Source organism: Brenneria izadpanahii (assembly GCF_017569925.1).
In the GTDB taxonomy this organism is placed as follows: Bacteria; Pseudomonadota; Gammaproteobacteria; order Enterobacterales; family Enterobacteriaceae; genus Brenneria; species Brenneria izadpanahii.
The window spans coordinates 4,990,572-5,016,125 of sequence record NZ_CP050854.1; the positions used below are offsets into that span (position 1 = coordinate 4,990,572).

Annotated in this window: 16 protein-coding genes, 6 tRNA genes and 2 rRNA genes; 3 read left to right on the forward strand and 21 right to left on the reverse strand. The window is 51.9% G+C overall.

Going from position 1 to position 25,554, the window contains the following annotated elements:
• Window positions 1–51: 51 nt before the first annotated feature.
• Window positions 52–1,470, reverse strand: coding sequence for an aminotransferase-like domain-containing protein (locus tag HC231_RS22345; RefSeq protein WP_208228838.1), 1,419 nt, complete (start codon window positions 1,468–1,470; stop codon window positions 52–54).
• 229 nt (window positions 1,471–1,699) lie between these two features.
• Here HC231_RS22345 and HC231_RS22350 point away from each other — a divergent pair, with 229 nt between their 5' ends.
• On the forward strand, window positions 1,700–1,831 hold the full coding sequence (locus HC231_RS22350; protein WP_425490567.1) for a DUF1127 domain-containing protein: 132 nt from the start codon (window positions 1,700–1,702) through the stop codon (window positions 1,829–1,831).
• Between the two features lie 52 nt (window positions 1,832–1,883).
• On the opposite strand, the gene shiA is transcribed toward HC231_RS22350, so the two are convergent.
• The 14 genes from shiA to HC231_RS22420 form a co-directional block, all read right to left on the reverse strand.
• Window positions 1,884–3,209 (reverse strand): shikimate transporter, encoded by a 1,326-nt coding sequence (gene shiA, locus HC231_RS22355; RefSeq protein ID WP_246494624.1) that lies wholly within the window; start codon window positions 3,207–3,209, stop codon window positions 1,884–1,886.
• A gap of 109 nt (window positions 3,210–3,318) precedes the next feature.
• Window positions 3,319–7,542 (reverse strand): DNA-directed RNA polymerase subunit beta', encoded by a 4,224-nt coding sequence (gene rpoC, locus HC231_RS22360; protein WP_208228840.1) that lies wholly within the window; start codon window positions 7,540–7,542, stop codon window positions 3,319–3,321.
• Window positions 7,543–7,634: 92 nt separating this feature from the next.
• On the reverse strand, window positions 7,635–11,663 hold the full coding sequence (gene rpoB, locus HC231_RS22365; protein ID WP_208228841.1) for a DNA-directed RNA polymerase subunit beta: 4,029 nt from the start codon (window positions 11,661–11,663) through the stop codon (window positions 7,635–7,637).
• Between the two features lie 330 nt (window positions 11,664–11,993).
• Window positions 11,994–12,359 (reverse strand): 50S ribosomal protein L7/L12, encoded by a 366-nt coding sequence (gene rplL, locus HC231_RS22370; protein WP_048636584.1) that lies wholly within the window; start codon window positions 12,357–12,359, stop codon window positions 11,994–11,996.
• Between the two features lie 66 nt (window positions 12,360–12,425).
• Complete coding sequence (gene rplJ / locus HC231_RS22375; protein WP_048636585.1) at window positions 12,426–12,923, reverse strand: 50S ribosomal protein L10; 498 nt, start codon at window positions 12,921–12,923, stop codon at window positions 12,426–12,428.
• Window positions 12,924–13,222: 299 nt separating this feature from the next.
• Window positions 13,223–13,927 carry a 50S ribosomal protein L1 gene (gene rplA, locus HC231_RS22380; RefSeq protein WP_208228842.1) on the reverse strand — a complete coding sequence of 235 codons (705 nt, stop codon included), beginning with the start codon at window positions 13,925–13,927 and terminating at the stop codon, window positions 13,223–13,225.
• Between the two features lie 3 nt (window positions 13,928–13,930).
• Complete coding sequence (gene rplK / locus HC231_RS22385) at window positions 13,931–14,359, reverse strand: 50S ribosomal protein L11 (protein ID WP_048636587.1); 429 nt, start codon at window positions 14,357–14,359, stop codon at window positions 13,931–13,933.
• Between the two features lie 157 nt (window positions 14,360–14,516).
• Complete coding sequence (gene nusG, locus HC231_RS22390; protein WP_048636588.1) at window positions 14,517–15,062, reverse strand: transcription termination/antitermination protein NusG; 546 nt, start codon at window positions 15,060–15,062, stop codon at window positions 14,517–14,519.
• 1 nt (window position 15,063) lies between these two features.
• Complete coding sequence (gene secE / locus HC231_RS22395) at window positions 15,064–15,447, reverse strand: preprotein translocase subunit SecE (RefSeq protein ID WP_208228843.1); 384 nt, start codon at window positions 15,445–15,447, stop codon at window positions 15,064–15,066.
• A 238-nt stretch (window positions 15,448–15,685) separates the two neighbouring features.
• Window positions 15,686–16,870 carry an elongation factor Tu gene (gene tuf / locus HC231_RS22400; RefSeq protein WP_208228844.1) on the reverse strand — a complete coding sequence of 395 codons (1,185 nt, stop codon included), beginning with the start codon at window positions 16,868–16,870 and terminating at the stop codon, window positions 15,686–15,688.
• A gap of 109 nt (window positions 16,871–16,979) precedes the next feature.
• Window positions 16,980–17,055 (reverse strand) — tRNA-Thr (locus HC231_RS22405).
• Window positions 17,056–17,062: 7 nt separating this feature from the next.
• Window positions 17,063–17,137, reverse strand: a tRNA-Gly gene (locus HC231_RS22410).
• A gap of 129 nt (window positions 17,138–17,266) precedes the next feature.
• Window positions 17,267–17,351: transfer RNA gene (locus tag HC231_RS22415), tRNA-Tyr, on the reverse strand.
• Window positions 17,352–17,366: 15 nt separating this feature from the next.
• Window positions 17,367–17,442 (reverse strand) — tRNA-Thr (locus tag HC231_RS22420).
• 329 nt (window positions 17,443–17,771) lie between these two features.
• Here HC231_RS22420 and HC231_RS22425 point away from each other — a divergent pair.
• Both HC231_RS22425 and coaA read left to right on the forward strand, forming a co-directional pair.
• Complete coding sequence (locus tag HC231_RS22425; protein WP_208228845.1) at window positions 17,772–18,320, forward strand: GNAT family N-acetyltransferase; 549 nt, start codon at window positions 17,772–17,774, stop codon at window positions 18,318–18,320.
• 221 nt (window positions 18,321–18,541) lie between these two features.
• Window positions 18,542–19,492 (forward strand): type I pantothenate kinase, encoded by a 951-nt coding sequence (gene coaA, locus HC231_RS22430; RefSeq protein WP_208228846.1) that lies wholly within the window; start codon window positions 18,542–18,544, stop codon window positions 19,490–19,492.
• A gap of 37 nt (window positions 19,493–19,529) precedes the next feature.
• Here coaA and birA read toward each other — a convergent pair whose 3' ends face one another.
• From birA to HC231_RS22460, 6 genes are all read right to left on the reverse strand, one after another.
• Window positions 19,530–20,489, reverse strand: coding sequence for a bifunctional biotin--[acetyl-CoA-carboxylase] ligase/biotin operon repressor BirA (gene birA / locus HC231_RS22435; RefSeq protein WP_208228847.1), 960 nt, complete (start codon window positions 20,487–20,489; stop codon window positions 19,530–19,532).
• Window positions 20,486–21,523 carry a UDP-N-acetylmuramate dehydrogenase gene (gene murB, locus HC231_RS22440; protein WP_208228848.1) on the reverse strand — a complete coding sequence of 346 codons (1,038 nt, stop codon included), beginning with the start codon at window positions 21,521–21,523 and terminating at the stop codon, window positions 20,486–20,488. The genes birA and murB overlap by 4 nt, the downstream gene beginning before the upstream one ends.
• Before the next feature lie 235 nt (window positions 21,524–21,758).
• Window positions 21,759–21,874, reverse strand: a 5S ribosomal RNA gene (gene rrf / locus HC231_RS22445).
• Window positions 21,875–22,058: 184 nt separating this feature from the next.
• Window positions 22,059–25,067, reverse strand: a 23S ribosomal RNA gene (locus HC231_RS22450).
• A 197-nt stretch (window positions 25,068–25,264) separates the two neighbouring features.
• Window positions 25,265–25,340: transfer RNA gene (locus tag HC231_RS22455), tRNA-Ala, on the reverse strand.
• A 128-nt stretch (window positions 25,341–25,468) separates the two neighbouring features.
• A tRNA-Ile gene (locus HC231_RS22460) sits at window positions 25,469–25,545 on the reverse strand.
• Between the last annotated feature and the right edge of the window lie 9 nt (window positions 25,546–25,554).

The window sequence follows — 25,554 nt, forward strand, 5'->3', positions numbered from 1 at the left end:
GATACGGTTTTTATCCTTAACCGTATCGGCCCTTCCCTGACCGCGGCGCCATCAAGATGCGTTCATCATCCGGCTGACCGTTTCCCCCAGGATACGCAGTCCTTCGCCCATTTCGTCAGTGAACGGCAAGGCGTAGTTTAGTCTCAGACAGTTGCGGTATTTTCCCGAGGCCGAAAATAGCGACCCGGCGGCAATCTGAATACCTGATTTACGCACCTCACAGTTGAGCCGCAGCGAGTCAAAAGACTCCGGCAGCTCAATCCACACCAGAAATCCGCCTTGCGGACGACTGACGCAAATGCCGCAGGGAAAATAGTGGCGTACCCAGCAGGTAAATACGTCAAGATTGCTCTTATACTGCATACGCATACGCCGTAGATGGGGCTGATAGTGGCCCTGCCGGATAAACTCGGCCACCGCCAGCTGCGTATGCGAAACCGTATAGCCGGTGCCGGTATATTTAGTATGAACAACGCGATCGAGGTAACGGCCCGGCGCAATCCAACCCACACGCAGGCCCGGCGCCAGGCTTTTGGAAAAAGAGCTGCACAGTAATACCCGGCCGTCTTCATCAAAGGATTTAATGGTTCGTGGACGAGGATAATCATAGGTCAACTCGCCATAAGCATCGTCTTCAATAATGGCGAGATCGAAGCGCTGGGCCAGTATGACCAAATCTTTCTTGTACTTATCGGGCATAGTGAATCCCATCGGATTATTGCAGGTCGGCACCAGCAGCACGGCTTTGACCGGCCACTGTTCCAACGCCAGCTCCAGCGCATCAAGACTAATACCGGTGACGGCGCAGGTCGGGATCTCAATCGCTTTAATCCCTAATCCACGCAGAATCTGCATGGTGCCGGGAAACGTCGGCGACTCAACCGCCACGATATCGCCGGGCTGGCATACCGCACGCACCGCGGTGAACAACGCTTCCTGACAGCCGGTGGTGATCACGATATCGTCCACCGTCAGCAGGCAACCGCTATCCAGCGCCAGACGAGCCACCTGCTCACGCAGTGCTGGCATGCCATACATACAATCATACGTCAACACGCGCGCATCCTGACGCTGACACAGACGACCCATCGCTTTCCACAGCGGTTTCACCGTTGACTGGCTCACATCCGGCATCCCGCTGCCAAAGTTGAACGCGCTGTTTTCGGGGCCATCGTTAAACAGCTCGCGCACGGACTCCCACTGGGTGATCTCAACCGGCCGCTGAGCCGGACGAGTCAATTCCGGAACCGGCGGCGTAGCCTTGCGGGATGCCACAAAATACCCCGAGCGTGGCCGCGGCGAAATAAGCCGCCGGGCTTCCAGCAGATGGTAAGCCTGCTGGACGGTACTGATACTGACGCCGTGTTCCAGACTCAATGCCCTGACCGACGGCAGGCGTTCACCGTTTTGGTACAAGCCTTGTTCGATGCGCTGCGCCAGTAAGGAAGCAAGATGTTGGTAACGCGTCATGTATCGCTCCTCACACATAATTGAAGACATAACCAGTACAGATTAAGGTAAAAAATACCATTCAGATGCAATATCACACAATCTGTATGTTAAAAAAACGCATTTCCTGAATCTGTATCGGATCAGCGTTCCCCCGCATCATAGTGCAAAGCAATCAGCCAAGGGGGAAAACATGGAAAATCAGACCAAACACGCGCAACCGACGTCCGGTAGATCCTCGCGGTGGTCAATGCTGATACGGCTCTATCAGAAATGGAGAACGTGGCGGCTCAAAGTGCAAACCCGTAGGGCTTTGCTGCGCATGAATGATGAAAGGCTGAAAGATATCGGACTGACGCGCGACGATATAAATCGCCTTTAGCGCACGGCACCCGGTTTATGAGCCGATACAAAACCGTATCGGCTCTGTTTGATTAATCCAGCGGTTGTGGCTTCATCCGCATACCGACAATGGCCGATAACAGACATCCCACGGCAAGGTACGTTGCCACGCCGTGCCAGGAGCCGCCTAAAACTTCCACCAGCAACACCGCGATAAACGGCGTAAAACCGCCGCCGACGACGCTGGCGACCTGATAACCCACGCCCGCGCCGCTATAACGGTACGCCGTACCGAATAGCTCGGTAAACATCGGCTGCTGCACGCTGACGATCATATCGTGAGCGATATTAGCCAGCATGATGGCAAAAAACAGTATCCACAGACTGGCCTGCGCTTCCAGCGCGATAAAAAAAGGAAACGCGCTGACGGCGCCGATCAACGCGCCGGTGACATAAATCCGCCGACGGCCGAAACTGTCGGCCAGGCGGGCAAAGAAAGGAATAGACAAGCAGCTTATCCCCCCTACCAGCAGACTAATGTTGAGGAAGAGCTCCCGCGGCATCCCCAGATTGGCGGTGGAGTAATTAAGCGCAAAAGCCGTGACGATATACATGGTCAACAGCTCCCCTAAGCGCAGGGCGATGATCAGCAAAAATGCCTTGGGGTGTTTACGCAACGCCTCGACAATCGGAAACGAACGGGCTTTTTCCTGCTGCTGCTTGTTGGCCTCAAACTCTTGAGACTCCTCCATTCCGGAACGGATCCACCAGGCGATCGCCACCAGCACGACGCTGAATAAAAACGGCAGACGCCAGCCCCAGTTGATGAACTCCTCATTCGTGGTGTGGTGGCTGACCAGGGAAATCGACCCCGTCGCCAGCAACAGCCCCACGCCATAACCGACCTGCACCCCGCTGCTGTAGAACGCTTTCTTCTTTTTAGGCGCATTTTCCACCGCCAGCAGCGCGGCGCCGCCCCATTCGCCCCCGACGGCAAATCCCTGAATGGCACGCAGCATTACCAGTAAAACCGGCGCCCACCAGCCGATGGAGGCAAAAGTCGGTAAGAAACCAATTAACGCGGTGGATAAGCCCATCGTCCAGACGGTAATCATCAGCATGCGTTTGCGGCCCAGCTTATCGCCAAAATGACCGAACACAATCCCGCCCAGCGGCCGGAATAGAAACCCTACCCCAAAAGTACCAAATGCCGCCAGCGTACCCATGGCGGGACTGATTTGAGGGAAAAACTCAATATTAAAAACCAAAGCGGCGACAATGCCGTAAAGCAAAAAATCATACCAATCCACCACGGCGCCGATAAAACTCCCCCAGGCAGCCCGTCGGGCGCGCCCAGTCGCCGGGTAAGCGGCAGTTCCTGCTGCCGATGAAGGTATTGATGTTGTCGAGGAATCCATGTCTATCTCGCTGTCTATCTGGTACAACAAAAAGCCCCGGCTTTGGCGGCCAGGGCTTTTAGCAACGGAACCGCCCCTGGGGGCGGTTTTATACGGTGCTTAGCAACGATTATTCGTCGTCGCTGTTACCGAAGCCAGCGTTAAGCAATTCAGCCAGGTTGGCGGATGCTTCATCAGCACTGACCTGAGGCGCGACTGGCGCCTCGCCTGCCTGACGGCGACGCATGCGATCCTGATGGTAGGCATAACCAGTACCCGCCGGGATCAAACGACCAACGATAACGTTCTCTTTCAGGCCGCGCAGTTCATCACGTTTACCGGCAACCGCCGCTTCAGTAAGAACACGCGTAGTTTCCTGGAACGAAGCCGCAGAAATGAAGGACTCGGTCGCCAGAGATGCCTTGGTAATACCCAGCAGATCGCGGCTGAAGGTAGCCGGGATCTTGCCATCCGCTTCCAACTGACGGTTGGCAATCTTGACGCGAGAGATTTCCGCCTGCTCGCCTTCCAGGAATTCCGTGCTGCCCGCATTAACGATGGTGCCTTTACGCAACATCTGACGAACGATAACTTCGATGTGTTTATCGTTAATCTTAACGCCTTGCAGACGGTAAACTTCCTGAACTTCGTTGGTGATGTAACGCGTTACCGCATGTACGCCACGCAAACGCAGGATATCGTGCGGCGATTCCGGGCCATCGGAAACCACGTCGCCACGCTCTACGCGTTCGCCTTCGAACACGTTCAGCTGACGCCACTTCGGAATCATCTCTTCGTACGGTTCGCTGCCATCCAGCGGCGTAATCACCAGACGACGCTTGCCTTTGGTTTCTTTACCGAACGAGATAACCCCGCTGATTTCAGCCAGGATAGCCGGTTCTTTCGGACGACGCGCTTCAAACAGGTCGGCGACGCGCGGCAGACCACCGGTAATATCCTTGGTACCGCCGGATTCCTGCGGAATACGCGCCAGGGTATCACCCGCGCCGATCTTCACGCCGTCTTCCAACTGGACAATCGCTTTACCCGGCAGGAAGTATTGAGCAGGCATATCAGTACCCGGAATCAATACATCTTCGCCTTTATCGTCAACAATCTTCAGCGCCGGACGCAGATCTTTACCGCTACCGGTACGTTCCGCGCTATCCAGAACCACGATGGAAGACAAACCGGTCAGTTCGTCGGTCTGACGAGTAATCGTCTGACCGTCAACCATATCCGTAAAGCGGATGCTGCCGCTCACTTCACTGATAACCGGCATGGTATGCGGATCCCAGTTAGCAACGGTTTCGCCGCCGTTAACTTCAGAACCGTCGCCTTTCGCCATTACCGCGCCGTAAGGCACTTTATAGCTCTCTTTGGTACGACCGAATTCGTCGATCAGCTTCAGTTCGGTATTACGTGAAGTAATAACCAGTTTACCGTTGCTGTTCACCACGAACTTGGCGTTATTCAGCTTCAGGCTACCTTTGTTTTTCACCTGAATGCTGGACTCTGCCGCCGCACGCGATGCCGCGCCACCGATGTGGAAGGTACGCATGGTCAGCTGCGTACCCGGTTCACCGATGGACTGCGCCGCGATAACCCCGATGGCTTCACCCTTGTTGACCAGGTGGCCACGCGCCAGATCGCGACCGTAACACTTGGCGCACACGCCGAAGTCGGTTTCACAGCTTACGACGGAACGGACTTTGACCGCATCGACGGAGTTTTCTTCCAGCAGGTCACACCATTGCTCGTTCAGCAGGGTGTTACGCGGCACCAGAATATCCGCCGTACCCGGTTTCAGCACATCTTCCGCCGTTACGCGGCCCAGCACACGTTCACGCAGCGGTTCTTTAACATCGCCGCCTTCGATAACCGGCGTCATCATGATACCTTCGTGCGTACCACAATCGTCTTCGGTCACCACCAGATCCTGCGCCACGTCAACCAGACGACGAGTCAGGTAACCGGAGTTCGCGGTTTTCAACGCGGTATCCGCCAGACCTTTACGCGCGCCGTGCGTAGAGATGAAGTACTGGAGTACGTTCAGACCTTCACGGAAGTTCGCGGTGATTGGCGTTTCGATGATGGAGCCGTCCGGCTTCGCCATCAGACCACGCATCCCGGCCAGCTGACGAATCTGCGCCGCGGAACCACGCGCACCGGAGTCGGCCATCATAAAGATGCTGTTGAAAGAAACCTGCTGTTCAACTTCGCCATCACGGTTAACCACGTCTTCAACAGACAGGTTTTCCATCATCGCTTTGGCGACGCGTTCGTTGGCCGCGGCCCAGATATCGATAACTTTGTTGTAGCGTTCGCCGGCGGTAACCAGACCGGATTGGAACTGTTCCTGAATCTCGGCCACTTCGGTTTCGGCTTCTTCGATGATCCCGGCTTTCTTCGCAGGGATAACCATGTCGTCGATACCTACGGACGCACCGGAGCGCGCGGCGTAAGCAAAGCCGGTATACATGATCTGGTCGGCAAAGATAACGGTCGGCTTCAGACCCAAAATGCGGTAACAGGTGTTCAGCATTTTGGAGATCGCTTTTTTACCCAGCGGCTGGTTCACAATTGAGAACGGCAGACCTTTCGGTACGATCATCCACAGAATGGCGCGACCGACAGTCGTATCAATCAGCGTGGTCTGATGCGTGATTTCGCCCTCAATGCTCTTGATCTCTTCCGTAATACGCACTTTGACGCGCGCATGCAGAGAGGCCAGGCCGGCGCGGTAAACGCGTTCAGCTTCTTTCGGCCCGGTCAGCACCATGCCTTCGCCCTTGGCGTTAACGCAGTCGCGGGTCATGTAGTACAGGCCCAATACCACGTCCTGCGAAGGAACGATGATTGGTTCGCCGTTCGCCGGAGACAGAATGTTGTTGGTAGACATCATCAACGCACGCGCTTCCAACTGGGCTTCCAGCGTCAGCGGTACGTGCACGGCCATCTGGTCACCATCGAAGTCGGCGTTATACGCGGCACAAACCAGCGGGTGCAGCTGAATGGCTTTACCTTCGATCAGTACCGGTTCAAATGCCTGGATACCCAAACGGTGCAGCGTCGGCGCACGGTTCAGCAGTACCGGGTGTTCGCGGATAACTTCGTCCAGGATATCCCAAACGACCGCTTCTTCACGCTCGACCATCTTCTTGGCGGCTTTGATCGTCGTGGCCAGGCCACGCAGTTCCAGCTTGCCGTAGATGAACGGTTTGAACAGTTCCAGCGCCATTTTTTTCGGCAGACCGCACTGATGCAGACGCAGGTATGGACCAACGGTGATAACGGAACGGCCGGAGTAGTCGACGCGTTTACCCAGCAGGTTCTGACGGAAACGACCCTGCTTACCTTTGATCATATCGGCCAGCGATTTCAGCGGACGCTTGTTGGAACCGGTGATGGCCCGACCGCGACGGCCGTTATCCAACAGCGCATCAACCGCTTCCTGCAACATACGTTTTTCGTTACGTACGATGATATCCGGCGCGGCCAGATCCAGCAGACGTTTCAGACGGTTGTTACGGTTAATGACGCGACGATACAAATCGTTCAGGTCTGAAGTCGCGAAACGGCCGCCGTCCAGCGGAACCAACGGACGCAGATCCGGCGGCAGCACCGGCAGAACGGTCAGGATCATCCACTCCGGCTTGTTGCCGGACTGCACGAACGCTTCCAACAGCTTGATGCGTTTGGTCAGCTTCTTGCGTTTGGTTTCGGAGTTGGTTTCATTCAACTCTTCGCGCAGCTGTTCGCATTCCTGTTCCAGATCCATGTTTTTCAACAGAGCCTGGATAGCTTCCGCGCCCATCTTGGCGTCGAATTCGTCGCCGAACTCTTCCAGCGCGTCCAGATACTGCTCTTCAGTCAGGATCTGACGCTTTTCAAGATTGGTCATGCCGCCTTCGACAACCACGTAGGATTCGAAGTACAGCACGCGTTCGATATCGCGCAGCGGCATATCCAGCAGCAAACCGATGCGCGACGGCAGCGATTTCAGGAACCAGATGTGCGCGGTGGGAGACGCCAGCTCGATGTGGCCCATACGCTCACGGCGTACTTTGGTCTGGGTCACTTCAACGCCGCATTTCTCACAGATAACGCCGCGGTGTTTCAGACGCTTATACTTACCGCACAAGCATTCATAGTCTTTTACCGGCCCAAAGATACGGGCGCAAAAAAGGCCGTCACGTTCCGGTTTGAACGTACGGTAGTTGATGGTTTCTGGTTTTTTAACTTCACCAAAAGACCACGAACGGATCATGTCTGGCGAAGCCAGAGCAATTTTGATCGCATCAAACTCTTCGGTTTTAGTTTGCGCTTTCAGAAACTTTAATAAGTCTTTCACGGATTGGCTCCTGTCGGAGTTAGACCTGTTAGGCATCTAAACCGAAATTTAGATGCCCCTATGACGAATGCCAGCGACACAACGGGCTGGAATTACTCTTCTTCCAGCTCGATGTTGATACCCAGCGAGCGGATTTCTTTCAACAATACGTTGAAGGATTCCGGCATGCCCGGCTCCATCTGATGATTGCCGTCTACGATGTTCTTATACATCTTAGTACGGCCGTTCACGTCATCGGATTTAACCGTCAGCATTTCCTGCAGGGTATAGGCTGCACCGTAAGCTTCCAGCGCCCACACTTCCATCTCACCGAAGCGCTGACCACCGAACTGAGCTTTACCACCCAGCGGCTGCTGAGTAACCAGGCTGTAAGAACCCGTAGAACGCGCATGCATCTTGTCGTCGACCAGGTGGTTCAACTTCAGCATATACATGTATCCCACGGTAACCTGACGTTCAAATTGCTCGCCGGTACGTCCATCGTACAGTGTGATCTGACCGGAAGTCGGGATACCGCCCATCTGCAGCAGTTCCTTGATTTCTTTCTCCTTCGCACCGTCGAATACCGGCGTTGCGATCGGCATACCTTTTTTCAGGTTCTCAGCCAGACGCATCACTTCTTCGTCGGAGAAAGTGCTCAGATCGACTTTCTGGCGCACGTCGTCGCCCAAATCGTAGGCTTTCTGAATGAACTCACGCAGCTTGGCCACTTCTTCCTGCTGCTTCAGCATGGCGTTGATCTTCTCACCAATACCTTTCGCAGCCATACCCAGGTGGGTTTCCAGAATCTGACCGATGTTCATACGCGAAGGTACGCCCAGCGGGTTCAGAACGATGTCTACCGGCGTACCGTTTTCATCGTAAGGCATATCTTCGATCGGGTTGATCTTGGAGATAACGCCCTTGTTCCCGTGACGACCCGCCATCTTGTCACCCGGTTGAATCCGACGTTTAACGGCCAGATAAACCTTGACGATTTTCAGCACGCCCGGCGCCAGGTCGTCGCCCTGAGTGATCTTACGGCGTTTAGCTTCAAGTTTTTTCTCAAACTCGTGCTTCAACTCGTCGTACTGCTCGGCCAACTGTTCCAGCTGATTTTGTTTCTCTTCATCAGTCAGAGCCAGTTCCAGCCAGCGCTCGCGCGGCAGTTTGTCCAGTTTATCCGCTTCCACGCCGCCGGAAACCAGCACCGCATGGATACGGGCAAACAGACCGGCTTCCAGAATCTGCAGCTCTTCGGTCAGGTCTTTCTTAGCCTGCTTGAGCTGCATCTCTTCGATTTCCAACGCACGTTTATCTTTTTCCACGCCGTCGCGGGTAAAGACCTGTACGTCGATAACCGTACCGGAAACGCCGTTCGGCACGCGCAGAGAAGAATCCTTAACGTCGGACGCCTTCTCACCGAAGATCGCTCTCAGCAGTTTCTCTTCCGGGGTCAGCTGGGTTTCGCCTTTTGGCGTAACCTTACCGACCAGAATGTCGCCGCCGGTCACTTCCGCGCCGATATACACGATACCGGACTCATCCAGTTTGGAGAGCGCCGCTTCGCCCACGTTCGGGATATCGGCCGTGATTTCTTCCGGCCCCAGCTTGGTGTCGCGAGACACGCAGGCCAGTTCCTGAATATGGATGCTGGTAAAGCGATCTTCCTGCACCACACGCTCAGAGACGAGGATGGAGTCTTCGAAGTTGTAACCGTTCCACGGCATGAACGCTACGCGCATGTTCTGACCCAGCGCCAGTTCACCCAGATCGGTGGACGGGCCATCGGCCAGTACGTCGCCGCGTTCAACCGGCTCGCCCAGAGATACGCAAGGCATCTGGCTGATGCAGGTGTTCTGGTTGGAGCGGGTATATTTGGTCAGGTTATAGATATCGATCCCGGCTTCGCCCGGATACATTTCATCATCGTTAACGCGGATCACGATACGTGACGCATCGACATACTGCACGGTACCGCCGCGTTTCGCGACAGCCGTTACGCCGGAGTCGACCGCAACCGCACGTTCCATACCGGTACCAACCAGCGGCTTATCGGCGCGCAGGGTTGGAACGGCCTGACGTTGCATGTTCGCACCCATCAATGCACGGTTGGCGTCATCGTGTTCCAGGAATGGAATCAGTGAAGCACCGACGGATACCACCTGCTGAGTGGATACGTCCATATATTCAACCTGATCGCGGCTGAACAAGCTGGACTCGCCTTTATTACGGCAGGTAACCAGTTCATCAATGAAGTGGCCGTCTTCATCCAGGTTGGTGTTCGCCTGGGCGATAACGAAGTTGCCTTCTTCAATCGCGGACAGGTAATGGATTTCATCCGTTACCACATTGTCGCGCACGCGACGGTAAGGCGTTTCCAGGAAACCATACTCGTTAGTCTGCGCATAAACAGACAGGGAGTTGATCAGACCGATGTTCGGACCTTCCGGCGTTTCGATAGGACATACGCGGCCATAGTGGGTCGGGTGTACGTCTCGAACTTCAAAGCCGGCGCGTTCACGAGTCAAACCGCCTGGGCCCAAGGCAGAGATACGGCGTTTGTGCGTAATCTCGGACAGCGGGTTGTTCTGATCCATAAACTGCGACAGCTGGCTTGAACCGAAGAACTCTTTCACCGCGGCCGAAATCGGCTTGGCGTTGATCATGTCCTGCGGCATCAGCGTGTCGAGATCGCCCAGGGAAAGACGCTCTTTCACCGCGCGTTCAACACGAACCAAACCAACGCGGAATTGGTTTTCAGCCATTTCGCCGACGGAGCGGATACGACGGTTGCCCAGGTGGTCGATATCATCGACTTCGCCTTTACCGTTACGAATATCAATGAGCTTTTTCATCACATCGATGATGTCTTCTTTGCTCAGGATACCGGAACCTTCAATTTCGTCGCGCAGCAGAGAACGGTTGAACTTCATCCGGCCGACCGCAGATAAGTCGTAGCGATCTTCGGAGAAGAACAGATTCTCAAACAGCGTTTCAGCCGCTTCACGCGTCGGCGGCTCGCCGGGACGCATCATGCGGTAAATTTCAACCAGCGAGCTCAAACGGTCGTTAGACGGATCCACTCGCAGAGTTTCCGAGATATACGGGCCGTGATCCAGATCGTTGGTGAACAGCGTTTCAATACGTTTGTGGCCGGATTGGCTCAGCTTCGCCAACAGATCCAGCGACAATTCCATATTAGCGGTGCCGATCAGTTCGCCGGTGCTTTCATCCACGTAATCTTTGGAAAGCACTTTACCGACGATATATTCGACCGGTACTTCAATACGCTCGATGCCGTCTTTCTCTAACTGACGGATATGGCGGGCGGTGATGCGACGCCCTTTCTCAACGTAAACTTTACCTTCCGCTTCAATATCGAAAGAAGCGGTTTCACCGCGCAGACGCTCAGGCGTCAGATCCATCTGCAATTTGTTGCCATTGATTTCATAGACAACTTTATCGAAGAACAAGTCCAGGATCTGTTCGGTAGAGTAGCCCAGCGCGCGCAGAATAATCGTCGCGGGCAGTTTACGGCGGCGGTCAATACGGACAAACAGGTTATCTTTCGGATCGAATTCGAAATCCAGCCAGGAACCACGATAAGGAATGATGCGTGCGTTATACAGCACCTTACCTGAAGAGTGGGTTTTACCCTTGTCGCTGTCGAAGAATACACCAGGACTACGGTGCAACTGAGAAACGATAACACGCTCAGTACCGTTGATCACAAAAGTGCCGTTGTCGGTCATGAGCGGAATTTCGCCCATGTAAACTTCTTGCTCTTTGATATCTTTAACGGTGCCTTCAGGCGCTTCACGTTCGTAAATCACCAGGCGCAATTTGACGCGCAGCGGCGCAGAAAATGTCACGCCACGGATTTGACATTCTTTAACGTCAAATACCGGTTCACCCAGGCGATAGCTAACGTATTGCAGCTCTGAATTACCGCTATAACTCTGTATGGGGAAAACAGAACGGAATGCAGCTTCCAAACCGTACTGACCTTCCGGATCTTGCTCGATAAACTTCTGGAACGAGTCAAGCTGGATAGAAAGGAGATAAGGCACGTCCAGCACTTGCGGTCGTTTGCCAAAATCCTTACGAATGCGTTTTTTCTCGGTATAGGAGTAAACCATAGGGTTCCTCAGCTCGCTGAAAAGTCGAACCACTCTGTCCGTCCTAGCAAAGGACAGGTCATGCAACACTATTTCTGTCTATCGGAAAATGAAGTCCTTTCCGTAATACATCTTTCTATTACTCTTAAACCATTTCATTGCTCTTGCTCAGGCAGGGAACCCGGACAGGGAAGCAGTATATTAAGTCGTCAATAGAAAAATATATTGGGGGTAAAATCAATGGCTGAATAGTGTGAAATACCATTGATGCCCTACAGCGCAAAAAGGCTGGTGACCAAAAAGTCACCAGCCATCAGCCTAATAAATCAGGCTGCAACCTGGAAAGTCGGCTTATTTAACTTCAACTTCTGCGCCAGCTTCTTCCAGTGCTTTCTTCAGAGCTTCAGCGTCGTCTTTGCTGATGCCTTCTTTCAGAGCGGCCGGAGCGGATTCAACCAGATCTTTGGCTTCTTTCAGGCCCAGACCAGTTGCGCCACGTACTGCTTTGATAACAGCAACTTTGTTGCCGCCGATAGCTTTCAGTACAACGTCGAACTCAGTTTTTTCTTCAGCAGCTTCAGCCGGGCCAGCAGCAACAGCTACAGCGGCAGCAGCGGAAACACCGAATTTTTCTTCCATAGCGGAAACCAGTTCAACAACGTCCATTACAGACATAGCTGCTACTGCTTCCAGAATTTGATCTTTAGTGATAGACATAACAATTGTTCCTAAGAATCAGAAATAGTTTATACGTTAGCAAGTGCGGTAGAGAAAAAAGGGCAATTAAGCAGCTTCTTTCTGATCGCGTACAGCAGCCAGAGTGCGGACCAGTTTGCCTGCGGCGGCTTCTTTCATGGTCGACATCAGACGTGCCAGTGCTTCTTCGTAAGTCGGCAGCGTTGCCAGACGGTCAATTTGAGCCGCCGGGATCAGCTCACCTTCAAAGGCTGCAGCTTTGACCTCGAATTTTGCATTCGCTTTCGCGAATTCTTTGAACAAACGAGCAGCGGCGCCCGGGTGTTCTAAAGAGTATGCAATCAGGGTCGGACCAACAAACGTGTCTTTCAGGCACTCAAAAGAGGTCCCTTCAACAGCACGGCGCAGCAGAGTGTTGCGAACAACACGCATGTAAACGCCAGCTTCACGACCTGCTTTACGCAGTTCAGTCATTTTATCTACGGTTACGCCACGAGAATCCGCAACAACCGCAGACAGCGCACCTTTGGCTACTTCGCTGACTTCAGCAACAATTGCTTGTTTGTCTTGAAGATTTAATGCCATTAGCTTTTGCTCCTGGATTTAGCCGGAGGAAACCTCCGGAACTCACTTCACTTATCGCCAAAATGGAAATAAGCGTTGAAACACGGTGAGCAGAATCCAGCAAAGACAATCAAATGTTCTTCAGGCTCTGTCACCGTCTACGCAGGAAGATTAAGTCTCTTACAAGACACCTGCGGTCTTGGACGGAGGCCTGGATAGGCCAGGCTCCAACCGAAAATTCTTCTTTAATTCCGCTAACGGAACAACGGGCGTAAGATTATAGGTAAATCCCACGCCCGAGTAAAGCGAAACAAAAGCTATCAGACAGCGACTGCGTTCAGACCGCTTTGGTCAACAGCAACGCCGGCGCCCATAGTGGTGGACAGGCTGACTTTCTTGATGTACACGCCTTTCGCCTGAGACGGTTTGGCTTTTTTCAGCGCAACCAGCAGGGCTTCAAGGTTTTCTTTCAGTTTGTCAGCATCGAAATCAACCTTACCGATAGTGGTATGGATGATGCCGTTTTTGTCGTTGCGATAACGAATCTGACCTGCTTTAGCATTTTTAACCGCTTCAGCAACGTTAGGCGTTACGGTACCCACTTTCGGGTTTGGCATCAGGCCGCGAGGCCCCAAAACCTGACCTAATTGGCCAACAACGCGCATAGCATCTGGAGATGCGATGACGACGTCAAAGTTCATTTCGCCTTTCTTGATCTGATCGGCCAGATCTTCCATACCTACCAGTTCAGCGCCGGCAGCTTTCGCCGCTTCAGCGTTTGCACCCTGGGTAAAGACGGCAACGCGAACGGAACGACCGGTGCCGTGCGGCAGAACGGTTGCACCACGAACGTTTTGATCGGATTTACGTGCGTCGATGCCGAGGTTAACGGCAACGTCCACGCTTTCGACGAATTTAGCAGTGGCCAGCTCTTTGAGCAGGGCAACGGCTTCGTTGATGTCATATTGTTTGGTTGCATCAACTTTTTCACGGATCACGCGCATGCGCTTGGTCAGCTTAGCCATTTATTAACCCTCCACTACCAGGCCCATGGAACGAGCAGTACCTTCAATGGAACGCGCCATGGCTTCCACGTCGGCACCAGTCATGTCCGCAGCTTTGGTTTCTGCGATTTCACGAACCTGAGCACTCGTTACTTTACCTACCTTGTCTTTGTTCGGCTTACCGGAACCAGACTTGATACCCGCCGCTTTTTTCAGCAGAACGGCTGCCGGAGGCGTTTTGGTAACGAAGGTAAAAGAACGGTCAGAATAAACGGTAATAACAACCGGAATCGGCAGACCTTTTTCAACGCTTTCAGTTTTAGCATTGAACGCCTTACAGAATTCCATGATGTTAACACCTTGCTGACCCAGAGCCGGACCTACCGGTGGGCTCGGGTTAGCCATACCAGCCGCAACCTGCAGCTTGACATAGGCTTGTACTTTCTTGGCCATTTAACTTTCCTCGAATGGGTGATAGCGCCTTAAAAAAGGCTCCCCGTTATTTAATACGTTTCAGACGCTATAGCGCCCTGAAAACAAAAGGCGCGAAATTGTAGATTAATTTCGCGCCTGATACAAGCAACTCTTGCAGGAAACTTGGAAGTCCGCTTTAGCCTTTTTCGACCTGGCTGAAATCGAGCTCTACCGGCGTTGCGCGACCGAAGATCGACACAGACACTTTCAGGCGGCTCTTTTCATAATCAACTTCTTCGACTACGCCATTGAAGTCCGCAAACGGACCATCATTAACGCGAACCATTTCACCGGGTTCAAACAGCGTTTTCGGACGGGGCTTATCACCCACCTGCTGAAGGCGATTCATAATCGCATCCACTTCTTTATCGCTGATAGGCGCGGGACGATCCGACGTACCGCCGATAAATCCCATGACGCGGGGAACGCTACGAACCAGGTGCCAGCTCGCATCTTCCATCACCATCTGTACCAGCACATAACCAGGGAAAAATTTCCGTTCGCTTTTGCGACGCTGGCCGCCACGAATTTCAACCACTTCTTCCGTTGGCACCATGACTTCGCCAAACAGATCTTCCATGTTATGCAATTTGATATGCTCACGCAGCGACTGAGCCACGCGGCCTTCAAAACCGGAAAACGCCTGAACGACGTACCAACGTTTTTTTGGGGCTTCAGACATCTTAGAACCTCAGGCCAGTGATAAACGATACCAATCGGACCAGAATACCATCCAGCCCCCACAAAATCAGTGACATCACGGCAGTAACCGCGGCAACGATTAACGTGGTGTGTAACGCTTCCTGGCGAGTCGGCCAAATCACTTTACGTACTTCGGTACGAGCTTCACGGGCAAACGTTACTGTTGCTTTACCTTTTGTGGTCAGCAATGCCACGCCACCGGCGGCAGCAATCAGGATCACAACAGCTAATGCGCGCAGCGGCAGACTAAAGTCGCGGTAGTAATCGTTGCCGACAATCGCAACTATCAGCAATACAGCCACTACCAGCCATTTAATCACTTCCAGGCCACGCCCGGTCCCCTGAGCTTCGGTATTCGCACTCATAAACCAACCTGTCACAATGATTCAGACAAATAACTTTGCCCCGCAAAGCAGGGCAAACCAAACCGAAAGATGTTCTGTAAACGAATAATTCGGTATTTACGCCGTATCTACAGAGCCTATCTCACCAATGATTATATTCCATAATCGCTGATGAGATAGGTTCTACCACATGACAGCGTAGAAAAAGGGCATCAAATGATGCCCTTTTATCGCGTGTCGCGTCAAACGTTATCAGCGATTAAGCGATAACTTTAGCAACAACGCCCGCGCCAACGGTACGACCGCCTTCACGGATAGCGAAACGCAGACCGTCATCCATTGCGATTGGCGCAATCAGAGTAACAACCATCTTCACGTTATCGCCCGGCATTACCATTTCCACGCCTTCCGGCAGTTCGATGGTGCCCGTTACGTCAGTTGTACGGAAGTAGAACTGCGGACGGTAGCCTTTGAAGAACGGAGTATGACGGCCGCCTTCATCTTTGCTCAGGATATACACTTCAGATTCAAACTGCGTATGCGGCTTGATTGAACCTGGTTTAGCCAGTACCTGACCACGCTCAACGTCATCACGTTTGGTACCACGCAGCAGAACGCCCACGTTCTCGCCCGCACGGCCTTCGTCCAGCAGTTTGCGGAACATTTCCACGCCGGTACAAGTGGTTTTCGTGGTGTCTTTGATGCCGACGATTTCAACTTCGTCGCCAACTTTGATGATACCGCGTTCTACACGACCGGTAACAACCGTACCACGACCGGAGATGGAGAATACGTCTTCGATCGGCAGCAGGAACGGCTTGTCGATGGCACGTTCCGGTTCCGGGATATAAGTATCCAGGGCGTTAGCCAGTTCGATGATTTTCGCTTCCCACTCGGCGTCGCCTTCCAGCGCTTTCAGCGCAGAACCGCGGATAACCGGCGTGTCGTCGCCCGGGAATTCATACTGAGACAGCAGTTCACGCACTTCCATCTCAACCAGTTCCAGCAGTTCTTCATCATCAACCATGTCACATTTGTTCAGGAACACGATGATGTAAGGAACGCCAACCTGACGACCCAGCAGGATGTGCTCACGAGTCTGCGGCATCGGGCCGTCGGTCGCGGCAACAACCAGGATAGCGCCGTCCATCTGCGCAGCGCCGGTGATCATGTTTTTCACATAGTCGGCGTGTCCCGGGCAGTCAACGTGCGCGTAGTGGCGAGTCGGGGTATCGTATTCAACGTGAGACGTGTTGATGGTGATACCACGGGCTTTTTCTTCCGGCGCGTTATCGATCTGATCGAATGCACGAGCGGCACCGCCGTAGGTTTTAGCCAGCACGGTAGTGATCGCTGCAGTCAGCGTTGTTTTACCATGGTCAACGTGGCCGATAGTACCGACGTTAACGTGCGGTTTTGTACGTTCAAATTTTTCTTTAGACATCGATTGTCCCTCTAAGACACGGATAAATCGGTGGTATCACCACATCAACCAAGCAACTGCTTGCTGAATTTTTTAACAGAAAGAAAATCAGGAGGAAGAATTAAAGAAGTGGTGCTGATAGGCAGATTCGAACTGCCGACCTCACCCTTACCAAGGGTGCGCTCTACCAACTGAGCTATATCAGCACATCTTTGGAGCGGGCAGTGGGAATCGAACCCACATCATCAGCTTGGAAGGCTGAGGTAATAGCCATTATACGATGCCCGCATCCTGGAACTCGGCTACCTGATTTTTCTGTAGATTTTGAAATTGGAGGACAACATTAACCTCCGCATTCTTCGATCCGGCTTAGTGCTGCATACCGTATCGATTTTATCCTGTCGCCAGGATTGAATTTGGTGGTGGGGGAAGGATTCGAACCTTCGAAGTCTGTGACGGCAGATTTACAGTCTGCTCCCTTTGGCCGCTCGGGAACCCCACCTGATTGTGCACTTAATGGTGCCGGCTGCCGGAATCGAACTGGCGACCTACTGATTACAAGTCAGTTGCTCTACCTACTGAGCTAAGCCGGCATCAAGTGCTGCGCATTCTAGGTAGACCGAACGGCCTATGCAACAAAAAAATCGCATAAAATGCGCTATCGCTTAGATTTTATCCAAATTTGAACACGGATCCATAACGGCAGCAATAATTCGCACAAAGAAACACCAAATCCGATCAGTATCAAATACCCAATCAATGAAATTTCTAACGGCTCTGTTGCACCAAAAACGTGATGCTTGCCCCGATAAAAGGCATTTTTTAATGACTACAGCCTACCTTTCATGCGTCTGGTCGTAATTGCAAGTTGGAACGGATCTTGCCTAATAATAGATATGTCCCACCTGCCAGGAGACTCATCATGAAAATCGTATCCCTCAATGTCGCCACCTTGCCAGTCTACCGTGGCGAGCTTGCGAATCTATTAATAGATGCGGTAGCTAAAGGCGCCTCGGTCGGGTATCAAGCGCCGTTATCACATGAAGAAGCGGAAAGCTATTTCCACAGCCTGCGTCCATCATTAGCAAAGGGAGAGCGTATTCTGTGGATTGCCCGCGACATCGAGGGTGTCATCGGCAGCGTGCAATTGGAGCTTTGTCAAAAAACAAACGGGCAGAACAGAGCCGAAATTCAAAAACTACTGGTGCATAGCCGGGCGAGAAGAATGGGAATCGGCAGGCAATTAATGCAAACGTTGGAAAAGGCCGCGTTGCAACAACAGCGTGGGTTACTTTATTTGGATACTCAGGCTGGTTCGCCCGCGGAAATGTTTTACCGTTCATTGGGATACAGGTACTTAGGCGAACTTCCTGATTATGCCAGCACGCCAGATGGTTATTACCATCCCACCGCGATTTATTATAAACGCCTCTTCGCGGTGAATCATGTAGGGCGAGCCATTGCCAGCTAATCTCCAGCCCGATGCCTCCTTATTTCATATCGGCATCGGGTATCAAATTGTTTTTCTCTTCTTTTTTTCACCAGCAAAGTGTTAACCTGCTCATAATCCAAATTTTTATACAAAGAAAGAGTTCTATGCCCTGAGCCTGGCTGATTATACTATGTAGCTCGTTTAGCTTAGGTGGGCTAGAGTCCCCTTTCTTACCTGTACAAGCAGGCAGAATTAGACTTATGAGAAATAGAGAGCAACCTTTGGCTACACCATATCTGCAATTTGATCGCCGTCAATGGGCCGCTTTGCGCGATTCTGTTCCATTAACGCTGACAGAAGAAGAAATAGTTAAACTTAAAGGGATTAACGAAGATCTATCCTTGGATGAAGTCGCTGAAATCTATCTGCCTTTATCCCGACTGCTTAACTTCTACATTAGCTCAAACCTGCGACGTCAGGCGGTTTTGGAGCAGTTTTTGGGAACGGATGGCCAAAAGATCCCTTATATCATCGGTATTGCCGGCAGCGTAGCCGTGGGTAAAAGCACCACCGCTCGCGTTTTGCAAGCGCTACTCAGCCGCTGGCCGGAACACCGCAGCGTAGAGTTGATCACAACGGACGGCTTTCTGCATCCGAATAAGGTATTAAAAGATCGCAATCTGATGAAGAAAAAAGGCTTTCCGCAGTCTTATGACATGCATAGCCTGGTAAAATTCGTTTCCGATATTAAATCAGGCGCGCCTAAAGTCATGGCGCCAACCTATTCTCATCTTATTTATGACATTGTTCCCGACCATCACAAAATAATACAACAGCCAGATATTTTAATACTGGAAGGTTTGAATGTATTACAAAGCGGCATGGATTACCCCCACGATCCGCATAGGGTTTTTGTCTCTGACTTTGTTGATTTTTCAATTTATGTTGATGCGCCCGAAGACTTATTAAAAAGCTGGTATATCAATAGGTTCCTAAAGTTCAGACAGGGCGCGTTTTCAGATCCCAGCTCATATTTTCATAACTACGCAAAGCTATCCGAGCAAGAGGCGATCGATATTGCATCTCAACTTTGGCAAGAAATAAATGGACTTAATTTAAAACAGAATATTCTACCGACTCGCGAGCGAGCCAGCCTTATTATGACAAAAAGCGCTAATCATGCCGTGGAACGCGTCCGTTTAAGAAAATAAATATCAGCTTAGAATAAGGGGATAACATCCCCTTATTCTACAATCCTCTTAACGAGATCTCCCCGCCAATATACGGTGTGATTTCACCATCGCTTTCCAACAATAATGCGCCTTGTTGATCGATACCCCGATCAATTCCATGTATCTCTCTATTACCGATAATCAACTTAACAGGGCGATTGAAATAGTTGTCCAGCTGTTCCCAGCGGGAAATAAATGGAGACAGTCCTTGTTGTTCAAACATAGCCAGCGCATGTCTGAGTTCTGAAATCAGCGTAGCGGCCAGGATATTACGATCGACCGAGATCCCAGCTTCCTGAAGGTTTATCCATCCTTGATTAATCACATTATCTGTCGGATCTCGCATCCGTAAATTAACACCGGCACCAATCACCAAGTGCGCCGCATCGCCCGTTTTTCCCGTCAGTTCAACCAGAATTCCAGCCAGCTTGCGATCGTTCAGATACAGATCGTTAGGCCATTTTACACGAACCCCCTCGGCACCAAGCTTATGCAACACCTCGGACATGATTATCCCAATAACCAGGCTTACGCCAATAGCGGCTGCCGGGCCTTGTTCCAGACGCCAATATAATGATAAATAAAGGTTAGCGCCAAAAGGAGAAAACCACTGACGACCGCGGCGTCCGCGCCCTGAGTATTGATATTCAGCAATACAGGCATCACCGGAGGACAGAGAATTAAACCGCTCTAGAATGTACTGGTTAGTTGAATCAACTACCGGTAAAACAGTGACCCCACCTTCCGGTAGCGCACTAAGGATCTTTTCCTCATCCAGCAACTGCATCGGCGCAGGCAAGCAATACCCCTTTCCGGTGACGGTAAAAATATCAATCCCCCACTCTCGAAGCGTCTGGATATGTTTATTAATCGCCGCCCGACTCATTCCCAACATTTCACCCAGAACTTCCCCTGAATAAAAGCCACCGTCGGACAGAATATTAATTAGTTTAAGAGGAACCTTAATATCCCTCATGATAATACCTCAACAGCATTGACCTCTCCCCGAGCGGCAATAAAACGAACTTCTGGCTCCAGCCAAATGCTAAATCGTTCAGCAACCTGATTGCGGATATGACGAGCTAGATTAACAACATCAAGACTCGTTGCATTACCTTGATTAATCAACACTAACGCCTGCTGGCTATGTACTGCGGCCCCCCCAACCTGAAACCCCTTCAGATGGCACTGGTCTATCAACCATCCCGCAGCCAGCTTAACCTGACCGTCAGGCTGCGAGTAATGGGGGGCATTAGGATATGTCTTCAGAATATCGGCGGCATTATCAGCCATAATAACAGGATTTTTAAAGAAGCTTCCCGCATTTCCAGTCACCGCGGGATCAGGCAGCTTACTGCCCCGCATATGACAGACCATATCGAATATTTGCCGAGGTGTTGCCGTTGCCGGATCCAGTTTGTTCAAATCACCATAACCTAACAGGGGGCGCCAGTTTTTATTCAAAAATAAACCGACGGCAACGATGGCGAATCCGTCCCGGTATTGATGTTTAAATATACTTTCCCGATAACCAAATTGACATTCGGAAGCGGTGAGGCGTTTTATCGTGCCGTGAGTCAAATCCAGTAAATCCACATACTCACATACGTCTTTTAACTCTACGCCATAAGCGCCAATATTCTGAATAGGCGCGGAACCAACGCATCCTGGAATTAAAGCCAGATTCTCTAAGCCCGCTATCCCCAACGCGAGCGTATGCTGCACCAGATAGTGCCAATTTTCGCCCGAACCGACGTGCAGGCGCCACCCATCAGTATCTTCTTTAACATCGATACCTTTAATACGGTTGAGCAGAATTGTTCCCGAAAAATCTTCAAGGAAAAGCACATTACTCCCTTCCCCTAATAGGAGAACAGGGGTCTGTGATAAGCAGGCCGTTCGCCACCCGTCAATTAATTGCTCTTGTGTATCCGCGATTGTGACTTGCGACGCGAAAACAGGTAATGCGAAGGTATGATACGGTTTTAGCGATATGACACTATTCGTCATAGTATGAGTACTCTTTAGATCAGATATTCCATAGTCTACCTGATCCAGAACGGATATTTGCGCGGTTTTATCTTAATAACGAATGTGGCGTACAACGTAAATTGAAAGGGTTTTTATTCCATCCGCAACGTCCAAATCCCGCTGTCCCGCGCCGGCGACCGCTCTCCCATCAAACTCGAACTGCACGCAAAACAAAAGGCCCAGTCTTTCGACTGGGCCTTCCGCCTGATTTGATGCCTGGCAGTTCCCTACTCTCACATGGGGAGACCCCACACTACCATCGGCGCTTCGGCGTTTCACTTCTGAGTTCGGCATGGGGTCAGGTGGGACCACCGCGCTATCGCCGCCAGGCAAATTCTGTTTTATCCCAACCGTCGCAGTTTTCTCTGCAACCATCGGAACCAATCTTCGAACAAGCTGAACTTCTCTGAGTCTATTCGTATCATCCTGATACTCACCCCCACGGGGCCAGTGCTCCGCACCGTTCAAAATCGTTACCGACGATTTTGTCTCTCTAAAACACCTTCGGTGTTGTAAGGTTAAGCCTCTCGGGTCATTAGTACTGGTTAGCTCAACGTCTCGCAACGCTTACACACCCAGCCTATCTACGTCGTCGTCTTCAACGGCCCTTCAGGGGACTCAAAGTCCCAGGGAAGACTCATCTCGAGGCAAGTTTCCCGCTTAGATGCTTTCAGCGGTTATCTCTTCCGCACGTAGCTACCGGGCAATGCAATTGGCATCACAACCCGTACACCAGTGGTGCGTTCACTCCGGTCCTCTCGTACTAGGAGCAACCCCTCTCAATCTTCCAACGCCCACGGCAGATAGGGACCGAACTGTCTCACGACGTTCTAAACCCAGCTCGCGTACCACTTTAAATGGCGAACAGCCATACCCTTGGGACCTACTTCAGCCCCAGGATGTGATGAGCCGACATCGAGGTGCCAAACACCGCCGTCGATATGAACTCTTGGGCGGTATCAGCCTGTTATCCCCGGAGTACCTTTTATCCGTTGAGCGATGGCCCTTCCATTCAGAACCACCGGATCACTAAGACCTGCTTTCGCACCTGCTCGAGCCGTCACTCTCGCAGTCAAGCTAGCTTATGCCTTTGCACTAACCTCCTGATGTCCGACCAGGATTAGCTAACCTTCGTGCTCCTCCGTTACTCTTTGGGAGGAGACCGCCCCAGTCAAACTACCCACCAGACACTGTCCGCAACCCCGCTCAGGGGCCCACGTTAGAACATCGAACATTAAAGGGTGGTATTTCAAGGTCGGCTCCACGCAGACTGGCGTCCACGCTTCAAAGCCTCCCACCTATCCTACACATCAAGGCTCAAGGTTCAGTGTCAAGCTATAGTAAAGGTTCACGGGGTCTTTCCGTCTTGCCGCGGGTACACTGCATCTTCACAGCGAGTTCAATTTCACTGAGTCTCGGGTGGAGACAGCCTGGCCATCATTACGCCATTCGTGCAGGTCGGAACTTACCCGACAAGGAATTTCGCTACCTTAGGACCGTTATAGTTACGGCCGCCGTTTACCGGGGCTTCGATCAAGAGCTTCGCCCAAAGGCTGACCCCATCAATTAACCTTCCGGCACCGGGCAGGCGTCACACCGTATACGTCCACTTTCGTGTTTGCACAGTGCTGTGTTTTTATTAAACAGTTGCAGCCAGCTGGTATCTGCGACTGGTCTCAGCTCCATCCGCAAGGGACTTCACCAAATCCAGCGTGCCTTCTCCCGAAGTTACGGCACCATTTTGCCTAGTTCCTTCACCCGAGTTCTCTCAAGCGCCTGAGTATTCTCTACCTGACCACCTGTGTCGGTTTGGGGTACGATTGCGTGTTGCCTGGAGCTTAGAGGCTTTTCCTGGAAGCGTAGCATCGGTTACTTCGTCACCGTAGTGACTCGTCGTCACGCCTCAGTGTTGACAGTGTTCCGGATTTACCAAAAACACCCACCTACACGCTTAAACCGGGACAACCGTCGCCCGGCCAACCTAGCTTTCTCCGTCCCCCCTTCGCAGCAACACCCAGTACAGGAATATTAACCTGTTTCCCATCGACTACGCTTTTCAGCCTCGCCTTAGGGGTCGACTCACCCTGCCCCGATTAACGTTGGACAGGAACCCTTGGTCTTCCGGCGTGCGGGTTTTTCACCCGCATTATCGTTACTTATGTCAGCATTCGCACTTCTGATACCTCCAGCAACCCTCACGGGCCACCTTCGCAGGCTTACAGAACGCTCCCCTACCCAACAACGCCTAAGCGTCGCTGCCGCAGCTTCGGTGCATGGTTTAGCCCCGTTACATCTTCCGCGCAGGCCGACTCGACCAGTGAGCTATTACGCTTTCTTTAAATGATGGCTGCTTCTAAGCCAACATCCTGGCTGTCTGGGCCTTCCCACATCGTTTCCCACTTAACCATGACTTTGGGACCTTAGCTGGCGGTCTGGGTTGTTTCCCTCTTCACGACGGACGTTAGCACCCGCCGTGTGTCTCCCGTGATAACATTCTACGGTATTCGCAGTTTGCATCGAGTTGGTAAGTCGGGATGACCCCCTAGTCGAAACAGTGCTCTACCCCCGTAGATGAGTTCACGAGGCGCTACCTAAATAGCTTTCGGGGAGAACCAGCTATCTCCCGGTTTGATTGGCCTTTCACCCCCAGCCACAGGTCATCCGCTAATTTTTCAACATTAGTCGGTTCGGTCCTCCAGTTAGTGTTACCCAACCTTCAACCTGCCCATGGCTAGATCACCGGGTTTCGGGTCTATACTCTGCAACTTAACGCCCAGTTAAGACTCGGTTTCCCTGCGGCTCCCCTATTCGGTTAACCTTGCTACAGAATATAAGTCGCTGACCCATTATACAAAAGGTACGCAGTCACCCCACCCCAAAACACTCACTGCTTGTTTTGTGTGTTGGTCATCGCAAAACACGCGATGACAACCGCCACCTCGACATCCGCATCGCCTTTCGGCCCGGAAGTGTTTTGGTGGTGGGGCTCCCACTGCTTGTACGTACACGGTTTCAGGTTCTATTTCACTCCCCTCGCCGGGGTTCTTTTCGCCTTTCCCTCACGGTACTGGTTCACTATCGGTCAGTCAGGAGTATTTAGCCTTGGAGGATGGTCCCCCCATCTTCAGACAGGATATCACGTGTCCCGCCCTACTCATCGAACTCACAGCCTGTGCATTTTTGTGTACGGGACTATCACCCTCTGTCGTGCGACTTTCCAGACGCTTCCACTAATACACAAACTGATTCAGGTTCTGGGCTTTTCCCCGTTCGCTCGCCGCTACTGGGGGAATCTCGGTTGATTTCTTTTCCTCGGGGTACTGAGATGTTTCAGTTCCCCCGGTTCGCCTCGTTTGACTATGGATTCATCAAACGATGATGCACAAGTGCACCGGGTTTCCCCATTCGGGTATCGTCGGCTGTTACGGTTCATATCACCTTACCGACGCTTTTCGCAGATTAGCACGCCCTTCATCGCCTCTGACTGCCTAGGCATCCACCGTGTACGCTTAGTCGCTTAACCTCACAACCCGAAGGTGTTTCGTAAAACACGTTCGCGCCGTGATTATTTGAGAGACTCTGATACAACCAAACCACATCTCAATACTGCACGGAGAGACAGGTTCAGCCGCATCGTTTCAAATTTCAGCTTGTTCCAGATTGTTAAAGAGCATAATACTTCACAGCATACTGTTCCCAATACGCTCTGAAGTCTTTATATGGTGGAGCTATGCGGGATCGAACCGCAGACCTCCTGCGTGCAAAGCAGGCGCTCTCCCAGCTGAGCTATAGCCCCATGACCTACACTTACAGCTACCTTTAGTACCACTCATAGAAGAGTTAATCCGTTTCCAGGCAAGGCGTGAAATGGCGAAGCATACTCTCGTATGCGAGTCATTTCACAACGCAGCATGGGAATGAATTTGGTAGGCCTGAGTGGACTTGAACCACCGACCTCACCCTTATCAGGGGTGCGCTCTAACCACCTGAGCTACAAGCCTATTAAGGTA